We start from the raw sequence: 23820 nt of genomic DNA on the forward strand, positions 1-23820 counted from the left end.
GCGCTCGCCGGCGCGACACTCTTTCGATCTTACGCATACGAGCCGCCCATGAGACACCAGGCCAACCCCTGGATCACCAGCAACCTTTGGTTGCTCAGTGCCGCCATGCTGCCGGCGATCATCCTGGTCGGCGCGCTCATCTACTTCACCGGCTGGGCCTTCACCTTCAGCTTCACCGACCTAGGGCTCACCGGCCGCAAGGCCATCGAGTGGAGCTGGGTCGGCTTCGACAATTACGAGCGCCTGTTCACCCGGCGCGGCGGCTTCGTCGACAGCTTCTGGACCACCGTCACCTTCGTCTTCTTTTCGGCCATCGTCGGGCAGTCCCTGCTCGGCTTCCTGCTCGCCGCGGTGCTGCGCCAGTCCTATGGCGCCACCCGCTCGGTCGTCGAAATCGCCATCATGCTGGGCTGGCTGCTGCCCGACATCGTCGCGGCCTTCCTGTGGTCGGCCACCACCTCGCAGACCGGCCTCATCAATTCGCTGTTCGTGACCCCGTTCGGCTTCCGGCCGATCAACTTCATCAACGATTACGCGCTGCCCGTCGTCACCATCGCCAACGTGTGGAAGGGCACCGCGTGGAGCTACCTGCTGTTCGTCGCCGCGCTCGATTCGGTGCCGCGCGAGGTGATCGAGGCGGCCAAGATCGACGGCGCCACGCGCTTCCAGCGCATGTGGATGGTGGTGCTGCCGATGATCCGGCCGCATATCGCCACCAACATGCTGTTCATCACCATCTGGACCTTCACCTACTTCCCGCTGATCTTCGCCATGACCGGCGGCGGCCCCGGCAAGCAGACCGAGACACTGGCGGTGTTCCTCTACAACCAGGCTTTCGGGCGCGGAAATCTCGGCTTCGGCGCCGCCATCTCGGTCGCCATGCTGATCATCGTCGGGCTGCTGTCGACGGTCTACCTGCGCATGCTGAAGGAGCCCAAGTGATGGAGCGCATCGGTCTTTCGCGCCCCCTAACGCTGGCGCTGGCCGTCATGGCGCTGATCTGGGTCAGCCCCTTCGCCTGGCTGTTCGGCAATGCCTTCGACAACGCCTCGGTCGGCCGCCTGACCTGGCCGAGCCAGTTCGGCATCGACAATTTCCTGCATGCCGTCTCGGGCGACGCGGGGCGGATGTTCATGAACTCGCTGCTGATCGCGGCGGGCACCGCGACCATCTCGTCGCTCGTGGGCATCTGCGCTGCCTATCCGCTGAGCCGCCTGCGCATGCCGGGCAAGAATGCGCTGCTGTGGACGCTGGTGCTGCTGCGCATGCTGCCCGCCGCCGGCGTGCTCGTGCCGATCTACTTCACGGCGCAGCGGGCGGGGCTGCTCAACCAGCTCGGCGTCATGCTCACGCTCACCGTGCTGAACCTGCCCTTCACGCTGCTGCTGCTCAAGAATTTCTTCGACACCGTGCCGATCGAGCTCGAGGAGGCCGCCTATGTCGATGGCGCCTCGCTGTGGCAGATCGTCAGCCAGATCGTCCTGCCCATGTCCAAGGCCGGCATCGCGGTGGTGTGGTTCTTCTCGTTCACCGGCGCCTGGAACGAGTTCCTCCTGCCGCTGATCTTCTCGCGCGTCGAGGCGGGTTTCCCGATGTCGGTCGGGCTCTACGCCGCCTTCGGCCGGCAGGGCTCGATCGACTACGGCTACCTCACCGCCTTCTCGATCGTCTACGCGGCGCCGGCGGTCGGTGTGTATTTCCTGCTGCGCCGGAACATGAACACCGGTTTTGCCGGGGTCGGGGTCAAGGGCTAGACTCGCCGGGGCGGGGAGCAGGCGTGCGGATGCGTCCGACAGCCTTTCGGCTTCGGAGGTCTCAAAGAGCCATCTCCCAGGGGGAGATGAAGCGACGGGCCGGCGGGGCGTTTGCCCCTCGCGGTAGTCCGCAATATGTGAGGCGCACGCCTCGCCGGCCGATCGGGGTTTTGGGCTTATGGCGCGTGGGCCCGGGCGCATCCCGTGCCGCATCGCTTCTGGTCGTGCAGGCCGTGAACGGCTGGCATCCGCCCCACCGCCACGACGTTGCGGCTGCCTTGTGCGTGGCAGCCTCGACCCTGGAGCCCGCCCCGCATAGAGCGTCTCCTCGCGTTTGTAGCGGCGTCCCCGGCGAACCGGATCGTGCCGACGTGCTTTAGGCCTGGACCGGCACGACTGCCGACCCACCCAATCTCCACCACACCAACCACTCGTCATGATCTCGCTTCGGTGCAGCGGACGGGGGCATTGTACGAGCTTGGGGAGAGAGGGGGATAAGATTGTTGGCTGGTGCGTGTGGCCACCTCCACCCACCCGCTACGCGGGTCTCCCTCCCCACAAGGGGGAGGGAGAGCCGACTGATAGCCCGGCGGGAACCCGACTGCAGGCTTCGGGGCTTCGGTTCTTGCGCGGTGTCCCTCCCCTTGATGGGGAGGGTAGTGGAGCTTGGCGGCTCTGCCGCTTAGCGCAACTGGGTGGGGCGGGGCCCACGCACCCGGCAGAGCCTGTGGCTCCACCCCCTCCGAGCTGCGCTAGTTCGCTGTCGCTCACAAGCTTCGCTTGCCTCCCCCATCAAGGGGAGGTGGGCCGGTGGGTGGTGAGGTGTCGGTGGTGGTCAGCGCCTTTCGGTGCGCAGATCGTTCGCTTACAAGCTCCGCTTGCTTCGTCCGTCGCGGGAGAGGTAGGGGCGGGGGATGGGCCGGGGAGGCGGGGATGCGGATTGCGGTGACGGGGACGCATGGGGTCGGCAAGACCACGCTGGTCGAGGAGTTTTGTGCGGCGCATCCGGGCTACGCGCACGTGCCGGAGCCCTATTGGCTGTTGGCGCAGGCGGGCGTGGTGTTCGCCGACGGGCCGAACGTGGCTGACCTCGAGGAGCAGCTGCAGCAGAGCTGCGCCCTGATCCTTGCGACGAGCGAGGCGGATGTGGTGTTCGATCGCTGTCCGCTCGATCTCATCGCCTATCTCGAGGTGGTGAGCGCCGGCGAGGGGTTTGAGTGGAGCCCGGACGGCAGGCTGCTCGGCCGGATCGAGAAAGCGCTGGCGCGCCTCGACCTCCTCGTGTTCGTGCCGCTGCGGCGACCGGACGAGATCGCGGTGCCGATCGAACACCCAAAGCTCAGGGCCCGGGTGGACGCCCGGCTCAAGACCATGCTGCGCGAGGATGATCTTGGGCTGCTGGCCGATGGGCCGCGGGTGATCGAGGTGACGGGAACGCCGGGGGAGCGGGTAGAGGCAGTGGCGCGGGTGGTGGCTGAGGGATCGCGCTGAGCCGGTGGTGCGCGAGTTCGTCTACGACACGATCGACGACATCTGAGCGGCGCGCGACTGGTTCGACGCCGCCGGCATCGCCATGTGGGTCAACACGTTGGACGGCGTGGCCTGCGGGGGTTTTACCGATACCGCCGCGCTCGAGCGGCCGGACGAGGTGGGGGGCAGGGGTGTCGGTGGTGCAGACGGATTTGGCGGGGCGGATGCGGGGGTGGTTGGGGCGGTACACTGAGCGGGCTTGACATCTCCGATGGGCTAGACGATTCATTAACCACCGCGACACAGGCAATGTGAACGCACCACCGGCAGCTAGGCTGCGCAGGGAGACTACGTGGGGACGGTTTGAGCTCCATACGTCTTGGGTTCGTTTGTATTAACTGCAGCCGCCTTCGGTAACGCCAACCTCTGGTTGGTACGCTGGAGGGGATGCGCACGGAGCTCCGCTCCTTGGCACCTCGGAAATCTCAACCAAGTCGAAGCCTTGGGTGCAGATTTTGCCACTCAAGGTTTGAGCCAAGGACATGCGGTATGAGCATAAGCATCGAGATGGACAACGCTTGCCGTGATCTAAAGCGGCATGGCTTTGACGTGACCAATTTGCCCGGGGACGTAATCCGGGTCGATCGGGCGGACATGGATTCGCCGATTGTAGTGTCTGCGGCGCTTTCGGATGAGCGGGGCCTTCGCTGGCTCCACGCCGAGCTGCGTCGCCGCACTTGGAAATAGGTCGCATGGCCGAGTGCCACCCTTGGCACTCGGTTTCTTGATAGCCCGCCATGCCGCCCCATCATGGAGCGAAAGCTATGACTGTATCACCTGTTGACGATGACCACATTTTGCCTCGGCCGGTGTCGTTGCTACCCGACTATGCGCACGCAAAGGCGCGCCAGAACCTTACCGACAAGCTCATCCAAGCATATGGCCTGTCCAGGCCATCGGCATTTGCCATCGCAAATGCCGTCGTGGACCCTAGTCAGGTAAGGCGCGTAATCGGAGATGCTGAGGAGCCTGGAGGCGAGCGTATACCTGTGCCGGGAGGTACTCTGCACGGGATTCGCACTTCGGTCTGGTCGAGGCGGGTTATGCCCGACCCAAGGAACCCCCGTACGCTTCCCTCTAGACGACATCCGTTCGCGATCGATCCCGGCAGCGCCGGCGAGGATAGCAAGTTCCGTCCCCTTGCGGAGCCAGAGCCGCTGCGAATGGACCACCCTCAGCTAGCGGAGCTTAGGGTGAAGATTGAGAATGCTCATCATCTAACATGGGCATCGCAGCAGGCCGCCAGCTATGTGCTCGCGGAGAACGACTGGCGAGTTTCAATTGCATCTCAGGGTGTCATGGAGTCGGTCTGGTTGGCCAGCACAACCTACGAGCACGCTGACGGTGCTCCGGCTCAGACGGTACTCGTTACGGTAGAAGGTTCGTCGCGGACAACGGCCGTGCACGACCTTCTAAAAATCCGGTCGGCCGACATCCCATATGACGACAACGAAGGGCGGCTCAGGGTCCACGTTCGAAAGCTTAATGAGGCATTCGAACGAGGGGAAAGAGGTCAGGATGCTTTGATCGCGTTGCGATGCGAAGTCATTCCGGCATTGGTGATCGTCGGGTTTACTCCTCACGCAGGAGGTACGACCGAGTTCTCAACAGCCATTAAGTCGTTGGTCGCGCTCCGGCACGTTGACCCTCCAAAGGCTTGGGGTGAAGGACCGGAAAATGAATCGCTAGCAGACGAGGTACTGGACGAACTTTATCGACGCGGCTTGGTCTCAAAAGTAGAGCGTGACTATTATGCTGGTGCCTCCACGAAAGCGGAGGCTCTTGCGGCACGGCTCTCAGATGATCCGGTCATAAGAGCGGCGAGCATCGTCAAGCTGTTCATGAGCAACGATGCGCGGAAGGCAGAAGCGATTAGAGTTGCCGTCACTAGCCAGTCCACCAGAAAGCGGGTGACGCCGAAGCTCATGAACGAGCTTGCCACGGCGTTGATACTGAGGGCGGTTGCGGACCCTGCGAAGATTGATCGATTCCGGCGGTATTTGCGGCACTCCTATTCCAAGTCTGCCCACCACGAAGACTGGCAACCGACCGGTCGCGATGCGGAGCGGCTTGGGAAAGATGCGTTGGCAGAAATCCATCGTTCTCTTGCCGCGGGGGCGTCCGCAGAGGAGCCGGGACCGGCCTCACTTGAGTTGGCCGTCCGGGCGGCATACCCGCTGGTTGTGGCCGGCGGTCTCAACGCCGACCGAGGCGGAACTGGTAACCAGCCAGATCGCAGGACGCCTGCGGAAGTGCTCGATGCCATGCGTCGTTCTCCTCACGGTGTACTCCAACTTGCAAGAAGCATCGCAGATTTCACAGCCGGTGATCCACTTGTCGCACTAGATGAGGCGGGCACCGTACGGATGTCGTCAGACGGCCTGGCGCCACAGATCGTGAATGACGTGTGGCTTCGAACGGAGTTTCCGCCTCCGGGGCGCATGAAGACAGTTCGTGTGGGCGATACGCCGGAAGACGTATTTAATGCTGCGCTTAGTTCTTTCAGCGGCGCATTGCAGCAGCTTGAGGGCGCCTTTGAAGTGCTATGTGGCGTTTCTGGGCACGATGGAGAAGCGCTCCTAGACTCCAAGGGGGTTGAGCCCAGACTGACTGATCACTGGAGGGACGTCACAAAGCGCATCGAGGATGAGTTGGTCGTTTGGTCAAGGACTTACCGGCGACTACATCGAGCAGGCGCTCTCGCTGTTGCTGGTGAGAGTGAGGCGGACCTCGACGAGGAGGATCCCTATGCGGACGCAGACCTCGAAGATGATCTGATCTAGAAAAGAGGGGCCGCGAATTGCTCGCGGCCCCTTCTTCTATTTCGTGCGTGGTTATGTTTGGTTGGCAGCAGCCGAAGGCGCCAACTCAGCTGCAGCCCGTCGTCGTCCCGCAGTCCTCGCACACCATGCAGTGGCCCGAGACCTTCATCCGCATCGAGTTGCAGTTGGAGCACTGGTCGCCGGTATAACCCTGCATCTGGGCCTGTGAGCGCAGCTGGCCGAGGTCCTGGCTGGGGGGCGGGGTGGGGATGGGGTTGAGTTCGGCTTCGTTGAGGACGTGGGGGTTGAGGTCCACCTTCAGGGCCGTGGCGGCCTTCAGCGCGGTGACGGTCGAGGTCTGCATCGACTGCACCGGGTTGTAGGCGGCGGCCGTCAGCCCGCCCGAGACGAGCATCAGGTTCTGGTCTTTCACCTTGCCGCGGGTCATGCCGCGGGAGACCAGGTTCTGCGCCGGGATCGGGGCAGGGCGCTGGCCTTCGTCGGCCTTGCCGAGCGCGGTCGGGGTGTCGGTGTGGACATGGGCCAGATCCTCGCGATCGAGATAGCTCACGGCCAGCTCGCGGAAGATGTAGTCGAGGATCGAGGTGGCGTTCTTGATCCGGTCGTTGCCCATGACCATGCCGGCCGGCTCGAAGCGGGTGAAGGTGAAGGCCTCCACATATTCATCGAGCGGCACGCCATATTGCAGGCCGAGCGAGATCGAGATGGCGAAGTTGTTCATCATGGCACGGAAGGCGGCGCCTTCCTTGTGCATGTCGATGAAGATTTCGCCCAGGCGCCCGTCGTCGAACTCGCCGGTGCGCAGGTAGACCTTGTGGCCGCCAATATTGGCCTTCTGGGTGTAGCCCTTGCGGCGGTTCGGCAGCTTTTCACGCTCGCGGGAGACGCGCTCGACGATCTTTTCGATGATCTTTTCAGTGACCTGCGGGACGCGCGCCATCTGGTTGGCGGCGGCGAGCGCCTCGACGGCATCCTCCTCGTCGTCCTCGTCATCGGAAATGATCGAGGCGTTGAGCGGCTGGCTGAGCTTGGAGCCATCGCGATAGAGCGCGTTCGCCTTCAGCGCCAGGCGCCAGGAGAGCATATAGGCTTCCTTGGCGTCGGCGACGGTGGCGTCGTTCGGCATGTTGATGGTTTTCGAGATAGCGCCCGAGATGAAGGGCTGCGCAGCGGCCATCATCAGGATGTGGCTATCGACCGAGAGATAGCGCTTGCCGATCTTGCCGCAGGGATTGGCGCAATCGAACACCGGCAGGTCGGCATCCTTGAGGCCGGGGGCGCCCTCGAGGGTCATCGAGCCGCACACATGGGTGTTGGCGGCATCGACATCACGCTTGGTGAAGCCGAGGAAGCTGAGGAGGTCGAAGCTGATGTCCGAGAGCTGCGCGTCGGTGACGCCGAGGCTCTTGAGGAAATCGGCGCCGAGCGTCCACTGGTTGAAGATGAACTTGATGTCGAAGGCGGACTTCGCGGCCTTGTTCAGCGCGTCGATCTTGTCGTCAGTGAAGCCCTTGGCGCGGAGCGTGGACGGGTTGACGCCCGGGGCCTGGTTCAGGTTGCCGTGGCCGACGGCATAGGCCTCGATCTCGGCGATCTGGCTCTCGGTGTAGCCGAGGGTGCGCAAAGCCGGGGGCACGGCGTTGTTGATGATCTTGAAGTAGCCGCCGCCGGCGAGCTTCTTGAACTTCACCAGGGCGAAATCGGGCTCGATGCCGGTGGTGTCGCAATCCATCACGAGGCCGATCGTGCCGGTGGGGGCGATGACCGAGACCTGGGCGTTGCGGTAGCCGTGCTTTTCACCGAGGCGCAGCGCATCGTCCCACACGGCCTTGGCGCGGGTCGAGAGGTTCGCATCCTTGAGCGAGGCGTGGTCGAGCGCGACCGGGGCGATCGACAGGCCCTCATAGCCGTCACGGTTGCCGTGGGCGGCGTTGCGGTGATTGCGGATGACGCGCAGCATGTGCTGGGCGTTGCGCTCGTAATCGCCGAAGGCGCCGAGCTCGCCGGCCATTTCGGCGGAGGTGGCGTAGGAGACGCCGGTCATCACGGCGGTGATGGCGCCGGCAATGGCGCGGCCTTCGGCCGAGTCATAGGGGATACCCGAGGTCATCAGCAGGCCGCCAATGTTGGCGTAGCCGATGCCGAGGGTGCGGTAGATGAACGAGCGCTCGGCGATGGCCTTGCTCGGGAACTGCGCCATCATCACCGAGATTTCGAGGACGATGGTCCAGAGGCGGGTCGTGTGCTCGAAGGCGGCGACGTCGAAGGAACTATCGGCGTTGCGGTAGGGGAGCAGGTTCACCGAGGCGAGGTTGCAGGCCGTGTCGTCGAGGAACATGTATTCCGAACACGGATTGGAGGCGACGATCTCGCCGGCTTCCGGGGTGGTGTGCCACTCGTTGATGGTGGTGTGGAAGTGCAGGCCCGGATCGGCCGAGGCCCAGGCGGCATAGCCGATCTGCTCCCACAGGTCCTTGGCCTTGAGAGTCTTGGTCACCTTGCCGGTGATGCGGGCCTTCAGATCCCAGTCGCCGTCGGTCTCGACGGCCTTGAGGAAATCGTCGGTGATGCGGACCGAGTTGTTCGAGTTCTGGCCCGAGACGGTGAGGTAGGCTTCGCTATCCCAGTCGGTGTCGTAGGTCGGGAAATCGATGTCGGTATAGCCCTGGCGGGCGAACTGGATGACGCGCTGGATGTAGTTTTCCGGCACGAGCGCCTTCTTGGCCGCGCGGACTTCGCGCTTCAGGGCGGGGTTCTTGTTGACGTCGAAGCAGTCGTCGCCGTCGCCTTCGCAGTTCACGGCGGCCTTCATGACGGCCTTCATGTGGCGCGCGACGACCTTACTGCCGGTGACGAGGGCGGCGACCTTCTGCTCCTCCTTCACCTTCCAGTCGATATAGGCCTCGATATCGGGATGGTCGGCATCGACGATGACCATCTTGGCGGCGCGGCGGGTGGTACCGCCCGACTTGATGGCGCCGGCAGCGCGGTCGCCGATCTTGAGGAAGCTCATCAGGCCGGAGGACTTGCCGCCGCCGGAGAGGCGCTCGCCTTCGCCACGGAGTTTTGAGAAGTTCGAACCGGTGCCCGAGCCGTACTTGAACAGGCGGGCCTCGCGGACCCACAGGTCCATGATGCCGCCGTCGTTGACGAGGTCATCGGTCACCGACTGGATGAAGCAGGCATGCGGCTGCGGATGCTCGTAAGCGGACTTGGACGAGGTCAGCTTGTGGGTGAAGGGATCGACGTAGAAATGGCCCTGGCCGGGGCCGTCAATGCCATAGGCCCAGTGCAGGCCGGTGTTGAACCACTGCGGGGAGTTCGGCGCCACCTTCTGGGTCGCCAGCATGAAGCAGAGCTCGTCGAAGAAGGCGCGCGCGTCCTCCTCGGTATTGAAATACTTGCCCTTCCAGCCCCAGTAGGTCCAGGTGCCGGCGAGGCGCTCGAAGACCTGGCGGCTGTCGGTCTCGGAGCCATGGCGCTCGGCTTCGGGGAGTTTTGCCAGCGCCTTCTCGTCGGGAACCGAACGCCACAGCCAGGAGGGAACATCGTTCTCCTCGACGCGCTTCAGGATCTTGGCGACGCCGGCCTTGCGGAAATATTTCTGCGCGATGATGTCGGCAGCTACCTGCGACCAGGTGGAGGGGACCTGGATATTGTCCAGCTTGAACACGGTCGAGCCGTCGGGATTGCGAATCTCGCTCGTCACCGAGCGGAAATCGATCCCGGCATAGGCACTGTCATTTGCTTTGGTGTACCGGCGTTCGATGCGCATTCTTATAGATTCCCCAATAATGCAGGCGTGAAAGCCCGCAGCCGCCACTAGATGGCTTCCGCCTTGAATTCGTCTGACGCTTTGTACCCTGCCGCCTGGGGCGGCCATACGAGCCCCGGTGGAACATCTGCAGGTCTATCTGCCAGCAGTTCGTTCCGACATGCCGCCGCGCTGACCACATGGGTCGGCGCAACCCGTAAATGATTGCGGCGGCGCTTCGAGTCGGTCAATGCCCGCCTCCAACTCACAGACACAAGCGGTAGTGGTGGGCGCTCCGGAAAGCGCCTAAATCCAGTATCTCATATGTGGATTACGGGGAAAAGTTCCAACCCCGATTCGTGAATGGGCAGCGTCAATTTTGACTGAATCGCGCCGATCTGCTGCTGCCAGAATCGGCGCTAAGCCCACGAGAAACCGCCACTCTTAGGCCCTGTTTGAGCGATGCGCGAGGATGAGGGATGGGGGCTAAGCGCGAGGCGGATTTCGGTGCGAAACCTGTCAAGCGCATTATTTCCTTCACAATTTTAGCGCCATAGGCAGCGCTCCGGGCTTGCCGGCACCACAATAGGTAGATGTGCGCGGTGGCGTCCGACGAGGCGGCGAAGGCCCTAGGCGCTGGCGCGCCCGCGTGCTAGAGCCAACGTGGTTTCGATGGCGCCGTTTCGTGCGCCGGTTATGGACGGACGGCATGGCACGCGACGATCGCGACGGGTTCAGCTGGAAGGACTTCCTGCTGGAGATTCTTACCTGGTGGCGCGGCAATACCTGGGGCACGCGGCTGTGGATCGCGACGCAGGGCGAGTATGTCGGTACCGACGAACTGGGCAACCGCTACTACCGTTCGCGGAATGGCAAGATCGGCCCGAACGGCTACGAGCGCCGCATGGTGTCCTACGCAGGCGGCGTCGCCGAAGCCTCCAGGATTCCGCCCGGCTGGTATGGCTGGATGCACTATCGCACTAATACGCCGCCGACCGAGGCGGAATACAAGGCTCGTGCCTGGCAACTGCCGCACCAGCCGAACCTGACCGGCACCGCGCTGGCCTATCGTCCGGACGGTTCGCTGCTCAGCAAGGGCGAACGTCCGCGCGTCAGCGCCGACTATGACGCCTGGTCGCCGGAATAAGGCGACGGCTATCGCACGGCGTTTCTCCATGCTCCACCGGGCATTTTTAGCCATCGCCGCCAGCCTGTTGCTGGCTGCGCCGGCGCTGGCGCAGCCGATCGCCAATCCGGTGGCGAAATTCTCCGGGCTCGACAAGATCACGGGCAGGATCACCACCTTCGACGTCTATGTCGACGAGACCGTGCAGTTCGGGGCGCTGCAGATCACGCCCCGGGCCTGCTATACGCGGCCGCCGACCGAGACGCAGCGCACCAGCGTGTTCGTCGAGGTGGACCAGGTGAGCCTCGCGGGCAAGATCGAGCGCATCTTTACCGGCTGGATGTTCGCCGACAGCCCGGCGCTCAACGCCATCGACCACGCCGTGTACGACATCTGGCTGCTCGAGTGTAAGCCGAACTCGGACGTGCCGCCGCCGAACGCAGGCGGCTGAGGGGCGCCCCTCCACGATGTCATTCCCGCGAAGGCGGGGACCCCGTGCTTGACGCACCGACGTGCAACTAGGTTCCCGCCTTCGCGGGAATGACACCGAGGGCAGTTGAAGCGCCCAGCTTGACGGGGGATTGCCGATCGTATTTAACGGATGCGTTATTTAACGCATGCGTGAAATATGGATCAACTGACCCTGACCTTCTCGGCACTGGCCGATCCGACGCGTCGGGCTATCCTCGAGCGGTTGAGCCGAGGGGAGGCCTCGGTGAACGAACTGGCGGCGCCCTTCGCGATCTCGCTACCGGCCATCTCCCGGCACCTGAAGGTGCTCGAGCAGGCCGGGCTGGTGCTCAGGACGCGGCAGGCTCAGTGGCGGCCGGTGCAGCTGAATGCGGCGCCATTGGCGGAGGTGTCAGGCTGGGTCGAGCGCTATCGCCGGCACTGGGACACCCAGTTCGACCGCATGGATGCCTATCTGGCCGACATGCAGAAGGGAGACCCCGATGGCCGGAAACAGTGAGGCGACGGCAGAACAGCGCGAACTGGTGCTGGAGATCGACCGGGTGTTCGACGCGCCGCGCGAGCTGGTGTGGCGGTTGTGGCGCGATCCCGAGCATATGGTGCGCTGGTACGGGCCGGAGGGCTATGCGCTGCTCGAGTGCGACATCGATTTTCGCGTCGGCGGAAAGTGGCGGCGCTGCATGAGCAACGGGCCCGGGCATGCGCACTGGATTTCGGGCGAGTATCTCGAGATCGACGAACCGGGCCGGCTGAGCTTCACTTACATCAACGCCTATGACGCGTTCGAAACCGTGGTGACTATGGATTTCATCGAGCTCGCCGACGGACGCACGCGCATGCTGTTCCGGCAGACGCCATTCATCAGCGCCGCCGAGCGCGACGGGCATGGCTGGGGCTGGCGGAGCGGCTTCGAGCTGCTCAGCCGCTATCTGCTGCTGTTCATGGATGACGATGACTGGCGGCCCAAGGGGCGACCGCGCAGCGACGGGGTGGCCGAGGACATCGCGGCGGCGCGTGGCCGCAGCCAAAGACAGAAGGAGGAGAGCAATGAAGATCGGTGAACCGACGATCGTGGTGCGCGAGGCGCAGCCCTATGTGGCCGTGCGGCGGGCGGTGAAAATTCCGTTCAGCAAGGATATCGATGAGGCCATGGGGGCGCTGTTCGGCGGCGTCCAGGCGCAGAAGATACAAACGGTTGGTCCGGTTTTCTTCAAGTACAACATCGTCAAGATGCCCGAGCTGGAGATCGAGTTCGGCATCAGCACCATGGGGCGGGTGCAGTCTGAGGGTGAGTTGATCGGCGGCGAACTGCCGGCAGGGCGCTATGCTCAGCTGACCTATCTCGGTTCGTACGACCACCTGATCGAGGCGAACGCCGCACTGATCGACTGGTCGCGCGCCAACGGCCACGCCTTCGACGTGCACGAGCAAGCCGATGGCGACCATTTCGCCTCGCGTGTGGAATTCTATCTCAACGGGCCTGACGACGAGCCCGACCCGAACAAGCTCGAGACCATCGTCGCCATCAAGCTCAAGGATTGAGGCCATGCTGCTCGGGGACAGGACGGCGGTGATCTATGGCGGCTCGGGCGCGGTAGGTAGCGCCGTGGCCAGGGCCTTTGCGCGGGAAGGCGCGCTCGTATTTCTCGCGGCGCGCAATCGCGACGGGCTGGAGCGGGTGGCCGGTGAAGTGAAGGCCCTGGGCGGCCGCGCCGAGGCGGCGCCGGTGGATGCCACAGATCACCGGGCGGTGGAGGCGCATCTGCAGGAGATCGCGGCAAAGGCCGGACCGGTGAAGATCATGTTCAACGCCGTGGGGCTCGACGACACGCAGGGCGCGCCGCTGACCGACACGTCGCGGGAAAAGTTCATCGCGCCGATCATCACGGCGATGCAGACCTGGTTTTCGACCGGCACGGCCAATGCGCGGCACATGGCGGCCAATGGTGGCGGGGTGATCGTCGGCATCTCGGCCAATGCGGCGCGCGAGGCCTATGAGGTGATGGGCGGCTTCGGGGTGGCGACGGGGGCGGTCGAGCATTTCATTCGGCACCTGGCGGTCGAGAACGGGCCGCGCGGGGTACGGTGCGTATGCGTGCGCTCGCCGGGTTCACCCGATGCGCCGGGGGTGCGGGAAGCGTTCAAGATCCATGCCGCGGCCGAGGGAATTTCGCTGGCGGAGTTCGAGCGCAAGGCAGGGCTCGGGACGCCTTTGCGGCGGCTCACGCCGCTGGCCGGGATCGCCGATGCCGTAGTGCTGGCCGCCTCCGACCTCGCGAGCGGGATGACGGCGACAGTGCTCAATGCCACCGGTGGGGCGCAGATGGACTGAGCTCAGGCTCGGTCGAGAGCGAAGAAATCCGCCTGGTGGCGAAGGGCGTCGGCGAGGCGGGCTTCGTAGTCCTCGCGCGGGATCTCGATGCCGCCAAAGGTCTTCAGGTGATCAGTCACGAACTGTGTATCGAGCAGCCGGTAGCCGCCGGCGACGAGCCGGTGCAGCAGGTGCGCCATGGCGATCTTGGAGCAATCGGTCTTGCGGTGGAACATCGATTCGCCGAAAAAGGCGCCGCCGAGTGAGACGCCGTAGAGGCCGCCGACAAGATGGGTACCATCCCAGACTTCCACGGTGTGCACCATGCCGCGATCGAACAGCGCGCCGTAGAGGCGGCGGATCTCGGGGTTGATCCAGGTGGTGTCGCGATCGACTCCCGCGGTGGCGCAGCCCTCGATGACGGCGGGGAAATCGGCATCGACCTTCACCTGGTAGGGATGGGTGCGCAGAGTCTTTTTCAGGCTGCGCGAAATGTGGAAGGCGTCGAGCGGGATGATGCCGCGCTTTTGCGGGCTGACCCAGAACAGATCGGGCGAGCCTGCGTCCTCGGCCATGGGGAAGATGCCGGCCTGATAGGCGCGGACGATCAGTTCGGGCGTGAGGTCGATGGCGAAAGGGTCGGTCTTGCGCGACATGGCTGGAATATGGGCCGGGCAGGGGCGGCGCACAACCGGCGGGGGCTTGCATGCACAGGCGGCGATGCGCAAGTCTTCGCGAACAGCAGGAAGGGGCGCCCATGGGCAGGTGGCTGCGACGGATCGGCATCGCCGTTGTGGTGGTCGCAGGGCTTTACGTGCTGGCCGGTGCGGTGCTGACCTCGGCGCTGCTCAATCATCTCCTGACGCCCGGCAGCGTCGACTGGGCCGGCTACAACAACCCCAACCCGCCGACCGACCCCTTCGAACTCGGCTTCTTCGGCGACCCGAAGGTGGCGCTGGGGTTGGAGTTCGAGACGGTAAGCGTCGAGACCGAGCTCGGGCCAGCCGAGGCCTGGTTTGTGCCGGCGGCGAAGATGACGGGCCCGTGGGCCATCTATGTGCATGGTATCGGCGGGGTGCGCGAGAACGGCTACCGGCAACTGTCGATCCTTCATGACGCCGGTATCCCGACGCTGATGATCACCTACCGCAACGATCGCGGTGCGCCGGCGGAGCCCAATAACCCGCTGCACGCCTTCGGCACGACCGAGTGGCGCGATCTCGATGCGGCGGTCAGCTGGACGCTGGACCGGGGGGCACCGGCAGTCATCATCGCGGCCGAATCCATGGGTGGGGGCATCACCGGGCAGTTCCTGATGCATTCGGAGCAAGCGGACACGGTAGTGGCGCTGGCGCTGGATGCGCCGGCGCTCGATTTCAACGAGGTGGTGGCGGACAAGCTCGGAGCGCGGGCGCTGCCCTTTGCGCGAACGCTGGCGGCGGCGGGGATTGCGGTGTTCGATCTCTACCGGCGCGCAAGGCTCAGCCAGGCCGTGAGCCTCGAGGCGGTGGCGAAATTTCCGGGACCGGTGTTCCTTGCGCATGGCACGGAGGACGGACTGGTGCCGATTACGCTCAGCGACCGGCTGGTGGCGGAGCGCGTGGGGCCGATCACCTATCTGAGGACGGGCGCCAACCACCTGCTGTCGTTCAAGGAAAATCCGGCGCGCTATCGCGAGGAAATGGGCGGCTGGCTGCAGACGCTTGCCGCTGCGCCGCAATAGCTCAGTGGATGGCGCGATTGATCAGCGCGGGAAGGATCGCAGCTGCGACGAGCAGCGGGGCGAGGAAGATGGCGGCGTCGAGAAGATCGAACATGTGCGGCATCGGTTTACTCCGGGTTCGGATTGGAGCATGCCAGCCAACGCCTGAACGGACGGTGGGTTGCCCGTTCAGACTGCGTTAACCACAGGAAACGCCGCTCAGGCCTTGTTGTCCTTGAGGAATTTTTCCAGCCAGTGGATGTCATACTGCGCGCCGGCGATGTCCTGGTTCTGGATCAGGCGCTGGAACAGAGGCAGGGTGGTCTTGACCCCGTCGACGACGAACTCGTCCACGGCGCGGCGGAGGCGCTGCAGGCACTCGTTGCGAGTGCGGCCATAGACGATGAGCTTGCCGATGAGCGAGTCGTAGTAGGGCGGGATCGAGTAGCCCTGGTAGACGGCGCTATCGACGCGCACGCCGACGCCACCGGCCGGGTGGTAGAAGGCGATCTTGCCGGGCGAGGGCGCAAAAGTCTGCGGGTCCTCGGCGTTGATGCGCACTTCGATGGCGTGGCCGGTGAAGGCGACGTCTTCCTGCTTGATGCTCAGCTTTTCGCCCGAGGCGACGCGGATCTGCTCGTAGACGATGTCGATGCCGGTGATGCGCTCGGTGACCGGGTGCTCGACCTGCAGGCGCGTGTTCATCTCGATGAAGTAGAACTTGCCGTTCTCGTACAGGAACTCGATCGTCCCGGCGCCCGAGTATTTCAGCTTGCGCATGGCGGCGGCGCAGACTTCGCCGATCTCGAGCTGCTCGTTGAGCGGCACGGTCGGGGCCGGGGCTTCTTCCCACACCTTCTGGTGGCGGCGCTGCAGCGAGCAGTCGCGCGTGCCGAGGTGAACGGCGTTGCCCTGGCCATCGCCCAGCACCTGCACTTCGATATGCCGGGGCTGGCCGAGATATTTTTCCATATAGACCGACTCGTTGCCGAAGGCCGCCTTGGCCTCGGTGCGAGCGGTCGACCAGGCGAGCAGCAGATCGGCCTCGGTGTGGGCGACCTTCATGCCGCGACCGCCACCGCCGGCGGTGGCCTTGATCAGCACGGGATAGCCGATCTCGGCGGCGGTCGACTTCGCCTCGTCCTCGGTCTTCACCTCGCCGGCGGAGCCCGGAACCACCGGGATGCCGAGCTCGACAGCGGTCTTCTTGGCGGTGATCTTGTCGCCCATGATCTCGATATGGTGCGACGAGGGGCCGATGAAGGTGATCTTGTGCTCGGAGAGGATGCGGGCGAAACGCGCATTCTCGCTGAGGAAGCCGTAGCCCGGGTGCACGGCGTCGGCGCCGGTGATCTCGCAAGCCGCCATGATCGACGGGATGTTGAGATAGCTGTCCTTGGCAGGCGGCGGGCCGATGCAGACGCTCTCGTCGGCGAGGCGCACATGCATGGCGTTGGAATCGGCGGTCGAGTGGACGGCAACCGTCGAGATGCCGAGCTCCTTGCACGCCCGAAGGATGCGGAGCGCGATCTCGCCGCGATTGGCGATGAGGACTTTCTGGAACATCGCCGTGTTACTCGATGACGACGAGCGGCTGGCCGTATTCGACCGGGGCGGCGTCCTCGACGAGGATGCGGGTGACGGTGCCGGAGCGGTGCGCCGGGATCTGGTTCATGGTCTTCATCGCCTCGACGATGAGGACGGTCTGGCCCTCGGACACCTTGGCGCCGACGCTGACAAAGGTCGGCTTGCCCGGCTCGGGCGACAGGTAGGCAGTGCCGACCATGGGCGAGGTCAGCGTGCCCGGGTTGGAGGCGAGGTCGTCGGCGGCGGGCGCTGCGCCGGCAGCGGCGCCGGCGGGCACGGTGGAGGCCGCGTGGGCCGGCGCGGGCGCGGCCGGTGCGTAGGCCGGGACCGAAACCTGCTGCACCGCCTGGGTGGCGTAGCTGCGGGTGACGCGGACACGCAGGTCCTCGCGCTCGATCTCGATCTCGGCGAGGTTCTGCTCGTTGAGGAGCTTCGCGATGGCCTCGATCAGGTCCTGATCGGCATTCGGGGAGGACGCCTTGGTCATGTTCTGCCTCTTATAGTTTTTCGGCCAGTGCGCGGAGGGCCAGCCTATATCCGGTGGCGCCCAGACCGCAAATCACCCCCATCGCCACCGGCGAAACGTAGGAGTGATGGCGGAACGCCTCACGGGTGTAGATGTTCGATAGGTGGACTTCGATCACCGGAAGCGACACGGCGCGGAAGGCGTCGTGGATGGCGATCGAGGTGTGCGAATAGGCGCCGGGATTGATGACGATGGCTTCGAACTGGCCCAGCGCCTGCTGGATCCAGGTAACGAGCTCGCCCTCATGGTTGGACTGCCGGCAAGTGACTTCGAGGCCGAGCGCCTGGCCCTCGGCAATGGTGGCCTTTTCGATGTCGGCAAGGGTCTCGGACCCATAGGTCTGAGGCTCGCGGGTGCCGAGCATGTTGAGGTTCGGGCCGTTGAGGACGAGAACGCGGTGAGCCATGGTCCGTGCCTTTTGCACCGGGCCCCCTGCGGGCGCAAGCGCGGCGCGGAATAATGCACGAAAAAGGGCGGATTTGCGGCGCGTGGGGCTGTGGGGAGAGGGTCAGGCCGCCGCGGTGGCGTTGTCGGCGAGCTGGCGCTCGTTGACCACCATGTTGCGGCCGCGATGCTTGGCCGCGTAGAGGCAGCGGTCGGCCCGCTCGATTAGCGAGGAGGTCGTATCGCCGCTACGGTGCAGCGCCACACCGAAGGACGCGGTGACGCGGCCCAGCTTCTCGTTGGTCGAGCGCTTGAGCAGTTCCTTGGCCTGGATGGCGCGCCGGATGTGATCGGCCAGTGTCACGGCGCCGTCGAGATCGGTGGCCGGCAGGATGGCGACGAACTCCTCGCCGCCGTAGCGCGCCGCGAGGTCGCGGCCCTTGATGTTGGATTTGAGCGTCATGGCGACGAGGCGCAGCACCTGATCTCCGGTCTGGTGGCCCCAGGTGTCGTTGAAGCGCTTGAAATGATCGATGTCGATCAGCATCAGGCACAGCGACTCGCCGGTATCCAGGGTTTCGCGCAGCAGGCGCGCGATACCGTCGTCGAAGGCCTTGCGGTTATAGACCTTGGTGAGCGGATCGAGCAGGGCCTCGCGGCGGACGTCCTCGAGGTCGCGTTGCAAAGCCTCGATGTCGTCGCGCGAGGCGGCGAGGCTGAGCTCGAGCTGATGGTTCGACACCTGCATGCGGCGCGTCTCGGCCAGCAGCATGTCGGCGATCTGGCGCAGGCGGGTCGCGTCGAAATCGGCCGCGCCGAGGTCGCCGCTCGCCATCTGCAGCGAGGCCGAATACGCGCTCGCCGTGGTCATGGTGGTGTCGATGGCTTCGTGGATGGCAACCATACGCTGCGAGACGCGCTCGGAGACGCCCGACAGCCGCTCGTGCACATCCTGCGATTTCAGGAACTCGTTGTAGAGCCGCTCCGCCATATCGGCCGTGGGCAGGCCGGCCCGCAGGATTTCGTTGATGCGGCTGTTCAGCGCCGCGTTGACCCCGGTCACATAGGTGTAGAGCAGCTCATAGAATTGCGGATAGGGAGGAATGGTGGCCCGTGTGAGCACGTCCATAGCCGCTTGGGCATAGCCCAGGGCGCGCTTGAATTCCTGCTCCGACACAGTTCCCCCGACCGCAGCGCCTCTATTGATCGGAGGTCATTCTCTGATCTTCGGCATTAATAGTGCGTAAAAACGCATGGCGCGTCGGCCATTTTACCTCACGGTCGAGGTATTTCCGTTACGGCGTCTATTTCCTCAACAGAAAAGCCGGAATCGGACCATCGGCCCCGAAGGGTGAATCAACGACGATGCCTTCGATATGCTGGTCGCGCTGACGCGGCGGGCGGCTGGAGTCTTCGCGCCGGTTCGGAGCCGGGCTCGACTCTTCACGCGGCTCGCGATCGGCGCGACGGCGGCGGCCGCCCTCGGGTTTTTCGCGAACTGGAGCGGCGGATTCGGAGCGCTTGGCCGGTGCGGCATCGCCAGGCAAGCCGGCCTCGGGAATGTCCTTGTGGATCAGCTTGGTGATGGCATCGATATACTTGCCATCCGAAGGGGCGGCGAGAGTGACGGCCACGCCAGAGCGACCGGCACGACCGGTGCGGCCAATGCGATGCACGTAATCTTCGGCATGGGTAGGCACGTCGAAGTTGAAGACGTGGCTCACTGCCGGGATGTCGAGGCCGCGGGCCGCGACGTCCGATGCGACCAGCAGCTGCAGCTTGTCGGTCTTGAACGCATCGAGCGTTTCCATGCGGGACTTCTGGTCCATGTCGCCGTGGAGGCCGCCGGCGGAAAAGCCGTGGCGCTCGAGCGAGCGGGCGAGCGTCGCCACGTCGCGCTTGCGATTGGAGAAGATGATCGCGTTCTTGAGGCCGACTTCGGCGCGGATCAGGGCGCGCAGTGCGGCGCGCTTTTCCTCGGGCTTGTTGGAGACGCGCACGAGGCGCTGCTCGATGGTTTCGGCGGTCGAGTTCTGGCGGGCGACTTCGATCTTGATCGGATCGCGCAGGAAGCGGGTGGTGAGACGCTGAATCTCGGGCGGCATGGTGGCCGAGAAGAACAGAGTCTGCCGGCGCGGCGGCAGGAGGCCACAGATGCGCTCGATGTCGGGGATGAAGCCCATGTCGAGCATGCGGTCGGCCTCGTCGATGACGAGGATGTCGACGCCGGTGAGCAGGATGCGGCCACGCTCGAACTGGTCGAGCATGCGGCCGGGCGTGGCGATCAGCACGTCGGCGCCCCGGTCTAGGACCTTGTTCTGGTCCTCGAAGGAGACGCCGCCGATCAGCAGCGCGACGTTGAGCTTGTGGTTCTTGCCATACTTTTCGAAGTTCTCGGCGACCTGCGCGGCGAGCTCGCGCGTCGGCTCGAGGATCAGCGTGCGCGGCATGCGCGCCCGTGCGCGGCCGCTTTCGAGCAGGGTGAGCATGGGCAGCACGAAGGATGCCGTCTTGCCGGTGCCGGTCTGCGCAATGCCGATAATGTCCTTTTTTTCAAGGACGTGCGGGATGGCCTGGGCCTGGATGTCGGTGGGCTTGGTGTAACCGGCAGCCGCGACCGCATCGATCACCTTGGCGGAAAGGCCGAGCCCGGAAAAGTCATTTGCCAAATCAGTGGTCCGCTCAAGTCAGATAGAGGCTGGTCGACGGGCAGCTACTTGAGAAGGTGCGGGTCGACATTAAGTCGCGAAATACAGCCGATGGTCAGGCCTCGCCGACAACAAGCGGTCCGGACTCCGCCCTGTCCGGGGGGCGTGCGCGACGCGGGCCGGAACATAGTGCAAACCCCTTGCGAGTCAACGGGATTCGCGGGGGTTTGATTAATTCGGAGCAATGATGATTGGCGACTATGTCGCGCTCAAGTTGCCCGGCAGTATTTCGCATAGCTGCCGGGCGCTCCGCGAGCGCGAGCAGCACGGTGTCACCATCAGAGCCGCCAGCCTCGCGCGGGAGCGAGAGTCGAACGTCCGACCTCAGATATCCAGATCGGTCACGAAGGCGGCGTTTTCCTGGATGAACTCGAAGCGGGCTTCGGGGCGGTTGCCCATCAGGCGGTCGACGGTGGTCTTGGTCTCGTCGAAGTCCTCGCGGACGCGGACCTGCAGCATGGAGCGGGTCTTCTTGTCCATCGTGGTTTCGCGCAGGTGGACATAGGGCATTTCGCCAAGGCCCTTAAACCGGGTGATGTCGGGCTTCTTACCCTTGAACTCGGTGTCGAGGATCTGGTCGCGGTGGGCGTCGTTCATCGCGTAGGCGACCTTGGGGCCGAGCGTGATGCGGTAGAGCGGCGGCATGGCGAGGTAGAGGTGGCCACCCTCGATGAGCTTGGGCATCTCCTGGAAGAAGAAGGTCATCAGCAGCGAGGCGATGTGGGCGCCGTCGACGTCGGCGTCGGTCATCAGGATGATCTTGTCATACCTGAGATCGTCGTCGCGATAGCGCTCGCGGGTGCCGCAGCCGAGCGCCTGGATCAGGTCGGCGATGGCCTGGCTGGCCTGGATCTTGTCGCGGCTGAGGCCGGCAACGTTGAGGATTTTTCCGCGCAGCGGGAGGACCGCCTGGCTGGTCCGGTCCCGCGCCGATTTGGCGCTGCCGCCCGCCGAGTCGCCTTCGACGATGAATAACTCGGCGCCCTGGGCGGCCGACTGGGTGCAGTCGGCGAGCTTGCCGGGAAGGCGCAGCTTGCGGGTGGCCGACTGGCGGTCGACTTCCTTTTCCTTTTTGCGCCGCAGGCGTTCCTCGGCGCGCTCGATCGCCCAGTCCAGCAGTTTTGTCGCCTGGTTCGGCGAGGCGGCGAGCCAGTGGTCGAAGGCATCGGAAATCGCCTTGTCGACAATACGGGTCGCCTCGGGCGAGCTCAGCTTGTCCTTGGTCTGGCCCACGAATTCCGGCTCGCGGATGAACACCGAGAGCATGGACGAGCATTGGACGAACACGTCGTCGGCGGTGAGCTGCGCCGCACGCTTGTTGCCGCTGAGCTCGGCGTAGTTGCGCAGGCCGCGGAGCAGGGCGACGCGCAGACCCTGCTCGTGCGTGCCACCATCGCCGGTCGGCACGGTGTTGCAGTAGGAATTGACGAAACCGTCACCGAGGCACCAGGCCACGGCCCACTCGACGGCGCCGTGGCTGCCGGGCTTGCCGACTATGCCCGAGAAGATGTCCTCGGTGATGCGCGGTTCGCCTTCGATGCGGTTGGCGAGGAAGTCCTTCAAGCCGCCGGGGAAGTGGAAGGTGGCCTTGGCCGGAACGTCGTCCTTGGCGAGGCTCTCGTCGCAGCTCCAGCGGATCTCGACGCCCCCGAACAGATAGGCCTTGGAGCGCGTCATCTTGAACAGGCGGGCGGCCGAAAATTTGTGCTCGCCGAAGATCTGCGGGTCGGGATGGAAACGCTGCGTGGTGCCGCGGCGGTTCTGCACCTTGCCGAGCGTCTCGACGCCGCCGAGCGGCTTGCCGCGCGAGAAACTCTGGCGATAGAGCACCTGGTCGCGCGCCACCTCGGTGACGAGGCTGTCGGACAGCGCGTTGACCACGGAAACACCGACGCCGTGGAGCCCGCCCGAGGTCTCGTAGGCCTTGCCGTCGAACTTACCGCCGGCATGCAGGCGCGTCATGACGATCTCGAGCGTCGAGACGCCCGGGAACTTCGGATGATGCTCGACCGGAATGCCACGGCCATTGTCGGTGACGGTCAGGAAACCGTCCTCGCCCAGGTGCACCTCGATGCGGCTGGCGTGGCCGGCGATGGCCTCGTCCATCGAGTTGTCGATGACTTCGGCGAACAGGTGATGGAGCGCGTTGGCGTCGGTGCCGCCGATATACATGCCGGGGCGGCGACGGACCGGCTCGAGGCCTTCGAGGACTTCGATATCGGCGGCGGAATAGGTGTTGGCGTGGGCGACGTTGTTCGCGGCGGCGGCAGCGACGGCGCGTGCCGGTTTCGGCGCAGGCTGAGGGGTGGCCTGGGGCGTCGGGTCCTCGCCGAAAAGGTCTTCGATGGCCGCCAATGAAATCTCCGTCGGAGCGCGAATCGGGCGCTCACAAAGCTCTAGCACAAGTGCGGGGCAGGGTGGGTTAAGCGCTCCGCGTACGGCTCCCTCGCAGGGCTGTCAATCGGGTGAACGGCAGGTGAACGCACGGTTTTGTGAGTGTTCAGCGGCGATCGACTATCACCAGCAGCGAGATTGCCGGCTGCCTCTACAGAGATAGCTGCCGCACTCGGAGGGCATGCTGGCAATCTCACCCTCGCCCCGCGGTAACCCGCTTCCGCTGAACCGCCGCCGTGTCGCCACCGACATGAACGGCAGATGAACGGGCCATCAGGCGGCCGTTAATGATGCGGAGCATAGGGTCCAGCTTACCCAAGTGGGGTGAACCCACGACAGACGACCTAGGAGACCCGAAAATGACCCAAGTCCTTTCCCGCATGAAGAAGACCGGCCGTGCGGCGCTGATTGCGCTCACGCTCGGCGCCTCGGCGTTTAGCGCCATGCCTGCCCAGGCCCAGTCCGGCGGCCCGTCCTTCAACTTCGAGTTCGGCATCCAGGGCGGCGGCAACAATTTCGCCTATGGCTTCCGCGACGGCCGCCGCTTCCAGCGCGAGTGCCTGACCAATAATGAAGTCCGCCGTGGCCTGCAGCGCCGTGGCTGGGACAATGTCCGCTTCGTCGATCGCCGCGGCGTCCGCGTGAAGGTCGTGGCCGATTGGGGCCGTCGCACCTATGCCATGGACATCAACCGCTGCACCGGCCGCGTCACCAATGTCGAGCGTCTGCGCGAGCGCTGGCGCCCGGGTCTGCGCTTCCAGTTCAACTTCTGATTTCCAACGGACGGGAG

The 23820-nt window shown here is 64.6% G+C and carries 20 protein-coding genes; 12 read left to right on the forward strand and 8 right to left on the reverse strand.

Annotated elements, in window-relative coordinates:
* The first annotated feature begins 48 nt into the window (after nucleotides 1–48).
* The 4 genes from AC3A6I_RS08545 to AC3A6I_RS08560 all read left to right on the forward strand — a co-directional run bounded on the left by AC3A6I_RS08545 (nucleotide 49) and on the right by AC3A6I_RS08560 (nucleotide 6067).
* Nucleotides 49–942, forward strand: a complete 894-nt coding sequence (locus AC3A6I_RS08545; protein WP_487543262.1) for a carbohydrate ABC transporter permease — start codon at nucleotides 49–51, stop codon at nucleotides 940–942.
* On the forward strand, nucleotides 942–1754 hold the full coding sequence (locus AC3A6I_RS08550) for a carbohydrate ABC transporter permease (RefSeq protein ID WP_487543263.1): 813 nt from the start codon (nucleotides 942–944) through the stop codon (nucleotides 1752–1754). The genes AC3A6I_RS08545 and AC3A6I_RS08550 overlap by 1 nt, the downstream gene beginning before the upstream one ends.
* Before the next feature lie 933 nt (nucleotides 1755–2687).
* The gene (locus AC3A6I_RS08555; RefSeq protein ID WP_487543264.1) at nucleotides 2688–3245 is read left to right on the forward strand and encodes an ATP/GTP-binding protein; all 558 of its coding nucleotides are present in this window, start codon (nucleotides 2688–2690) and stop codon (nucleotides 3243–3245) included.
* Nucleotides 3246–4477: 1232 nt separating this feature from the next.
* Entirely contained in the window at nucleotides 4478–6067 is a 1590-nt protein-coding gene (locus AC3A6I_RS08560; RefSeq protein ID WP_487543265.1) for a hypothetical protein, read from the forward strand.
* Nucleotides 6068–6152: 85 nt separating this feature from the next.
* Here AC3A6I_RS08560 and AC3A6I_RS08565 read toward each other — a convergent pair whose 3' ends face one another.
* Nucleotides 6153–9842, reverse strand: coding sequence for a vitamin B12-dependent ribonucleotide reductase (locus AC3A6I_RS08565; protein WP_487543266.1), 3690 nt, complete (start codon nucleotides 9840–9842; stop codon nucleotides 6153–6155).
* 688 nt (nucleotides 9843–10530) lie between these two features.
* On the opposite strand from AC3A6I_RS08565, the gene AC3A6I_RS08570 reads away from it, so the two are divergent.
* The 6 genes from AC3A6I_RS08570 (at nucleotide 10531) to AC3A6I_RS08595 (ending at nucleotide 13750) form a co-directional block, all read left to right on the forward strand.
* Nucleotides 10531–10968: an NADH:ubiquinone oxidoreductase subunit NDUFA12 gene (locus AC3A6I_RS08570; RefSeq protein ID WP_487543267.1), complete on the forward strand. Its 438-nt coding sequence runs from the start codon at nucleotides 10531–10533 to the stop codon at nucleotides 10966–10968.
* A 28-nt stretch (nucleotides 10969–10996) separates the two neighbouring features.
* Nucleotides 10997–11398: a DUF2155 domain-containing protein gene (locus AC3A6I_RS08575; RefSeq protein WP_487543268.1), complete on the forward strand. Its 402-nt coding sequence runs from the start codon at nucleotides 10997–10999 to the stop codon at nucleotides 11396–11398.
* A gap of 177 nt (nucleotides 11399–11575) precedes the next feature.
* Nucleotides 11576–11917 carry an ArsR/SmtB family transcription factor gene (locus AC3A6I_RS08580; protein WP_487543269.1) on the forward strand — a complete coding sequence of 114 codons (342 nt, stop codon included), beginning with the start codon at nucleotides 11576–11578 and terminating at the stop codon, nucleotides 11915–11917.
* Nucleotides 11901–12479: an SRPBCC family protein gene (locus AC3A6I_RS08585; RefSeq protein ID WP_487543270.1), complete on the forward strand. Its 579-nt coding sequence runs from the start codon at nucleotides 11901–11903 to the stop codon at nucleotides 12477–12479. The genes AC3A6I_RS08580 and AC3A6I_RS08585 overlap by 17 nt, the downstream gene beginning before the upstream one ends.
* Nucleotides 12466–12960, forward strand: a complete 495-nt coding sequence (locus AC3A6I_RS08590) for a GyrI-like domain-containing protein (protein ID WP_487543271.1) — start codon at nucleotides 12466–12468, stop codon at nucleotides 12958–12960. Before AC3A6I_RS08585 ends, AC3A6I_RS08590 begins: the two co-directional genes overlap by 14 nt.
* Before the next feature lie 4 nt (nucleotides 12961–12964).
* Nucleotides 12965–13750, forward strand: coding sequence for an SDR family NAD(P)-dependent oxidoreductase (locus AC3A6I_RS08595; RefSeq protein ID WP_487543272.1), 786 nt, complete (start codon nucleotides 12965–12967; stop codon nucleotides 13748–13750).
* 2 nt (nucleotides 13751–13752) lie between these two features.
* Here the strand turns inward: AC3A6I_RS08595 and aat are convergent, their stop codons facing one another.
* Nucleotides 13753–14385, reverse strand: a complete 633-nt coding sequence (gene aat, locus AC3A6I_RS08600; RefSeq protein ID WP_487543273.1) for a leucyl/phenylalanyl-tRNA--protein transferase — start codon at nucleotides 14383–14385, stop codon at nucleotides 13753–13755.
* A gap of 101 nt (nucleotides 14386–14486) precedes the next feature.
* On the opposite strand from aat, the gene AC3A6I_RS08605 reads away from it, so the two are divergent.
* Nucleotides 14487–15452 (forward strand): alpha/beta hydrolase, encoded by a 966-nt coding sequence (locus tag AC3A6I_RS08605; protein ID WP_487543274.1) that lies wholly within the window; start codon nucleotides 14487–14489, stop codon nucleotides 15450–15452.
* 198 nt (nucleotides 15453–15650) lie between these two features.
* Here the strand turns inward: AC3A6I_RS08605 and accC are convergent, their stop codons facing one another.
* The 6 genes from accC to parE form a co-directional block, all read right to left on the reverse strand.
* A complete protein-coding gene (gene accC / locus AC3A6I_RS08610; protein ID WP_487543275.1) occupies nucleotides 15651–16997 on the reverse strand; it encodes an acetyl-CoA carboxylase biotin carboxylase subunit in 1347 nt (448 codons plus the stop codon).
* A gap of 7 nt (nucleotides 16998–17004) precedes the next feature.
* Nucleotides 17005–17505, reverse strand: a complete 501-nt coding sequence (gene accB, locus AC3A6I_RS08615) for an acetyl-CoA carboxylase biotin carboxyl carrier protein (RefSeq protein ID WP_487543276.1) — start codon at nucleotides 17503–17505, stop codon at nucleotides 17005–17007.
* 10 nt (nucleotides 17506–17515) lie between these two features.
* Nucleotides 17516–17950: a type II 3-dehydroquinate dehydratase gene (gene aroQ / locus AC3A6I_RS08620; protein WP_487543277.1), complete on the reverse strand. Its 435-nt coding sequence runs from the start codon at nucleotides 17948–17950 to the stop codon at nucleotides 17516–17518.
* Between the two features lie 102 nt (nucleotides 17951–18052).
* The gene (locus AC3A6I_RS08625) at nucleotides 18053–19105 is read right to left on the reverse strand and encodes a GGDEF domain-containing protein (protein ID WP_487543278.1); all 1053 of its coding nucleotides are present in this window, start codon (nucleotides 19103–19105) and stop codon (nucleotides 18053–18055) included.
* A gap of 127 nt (nucleotides 19106–19232) precedes the next feature.
* Complete coding sequence (locus AC3A6I_RS08630) at nucleotides 19233–20597, reverse strand: DEAD/DEAH box helicase (protein WP_487543279.1); 1365 nt, start codon at nucleotides 20595–20597, stop codon at nucleotides 19233–19235.
* Nucleotides 20598–20960: 363 nt separating this feature from the next.
* Nucleotides 20961–22982: a DNA topoisomerase IV subunit B gene (gene parE, locus AC3A6I_RS08635; protein ID WP_487545004.1), complete on the reverse strand. Its 2022-nt coding sequence runs from the start codon at nucleotides 22980–22982 to the stop codon at nucleotides 20961–20963.
* 407 nt (nucleotides 22983–23389) lie between these two features.
* Between parE and AC3A6I_RS08640 the strand changes: the two genes are divergently transcribed.
* Nucleotides 23390–23803, forward strand: coding sequence for a hypothetical protein (locus AC3A6I_RS08640; protein WP_487543280.1), 414 nt, complete (start codon nucleotides 23390–23392; stop codon nucleotides 23801–23803).
* Nucleotides 23804–23820 lie beyond the last annotated feature (17 nt).

The organism is Devosia sp. Soil_C_22, assembly GCF_057657195.1.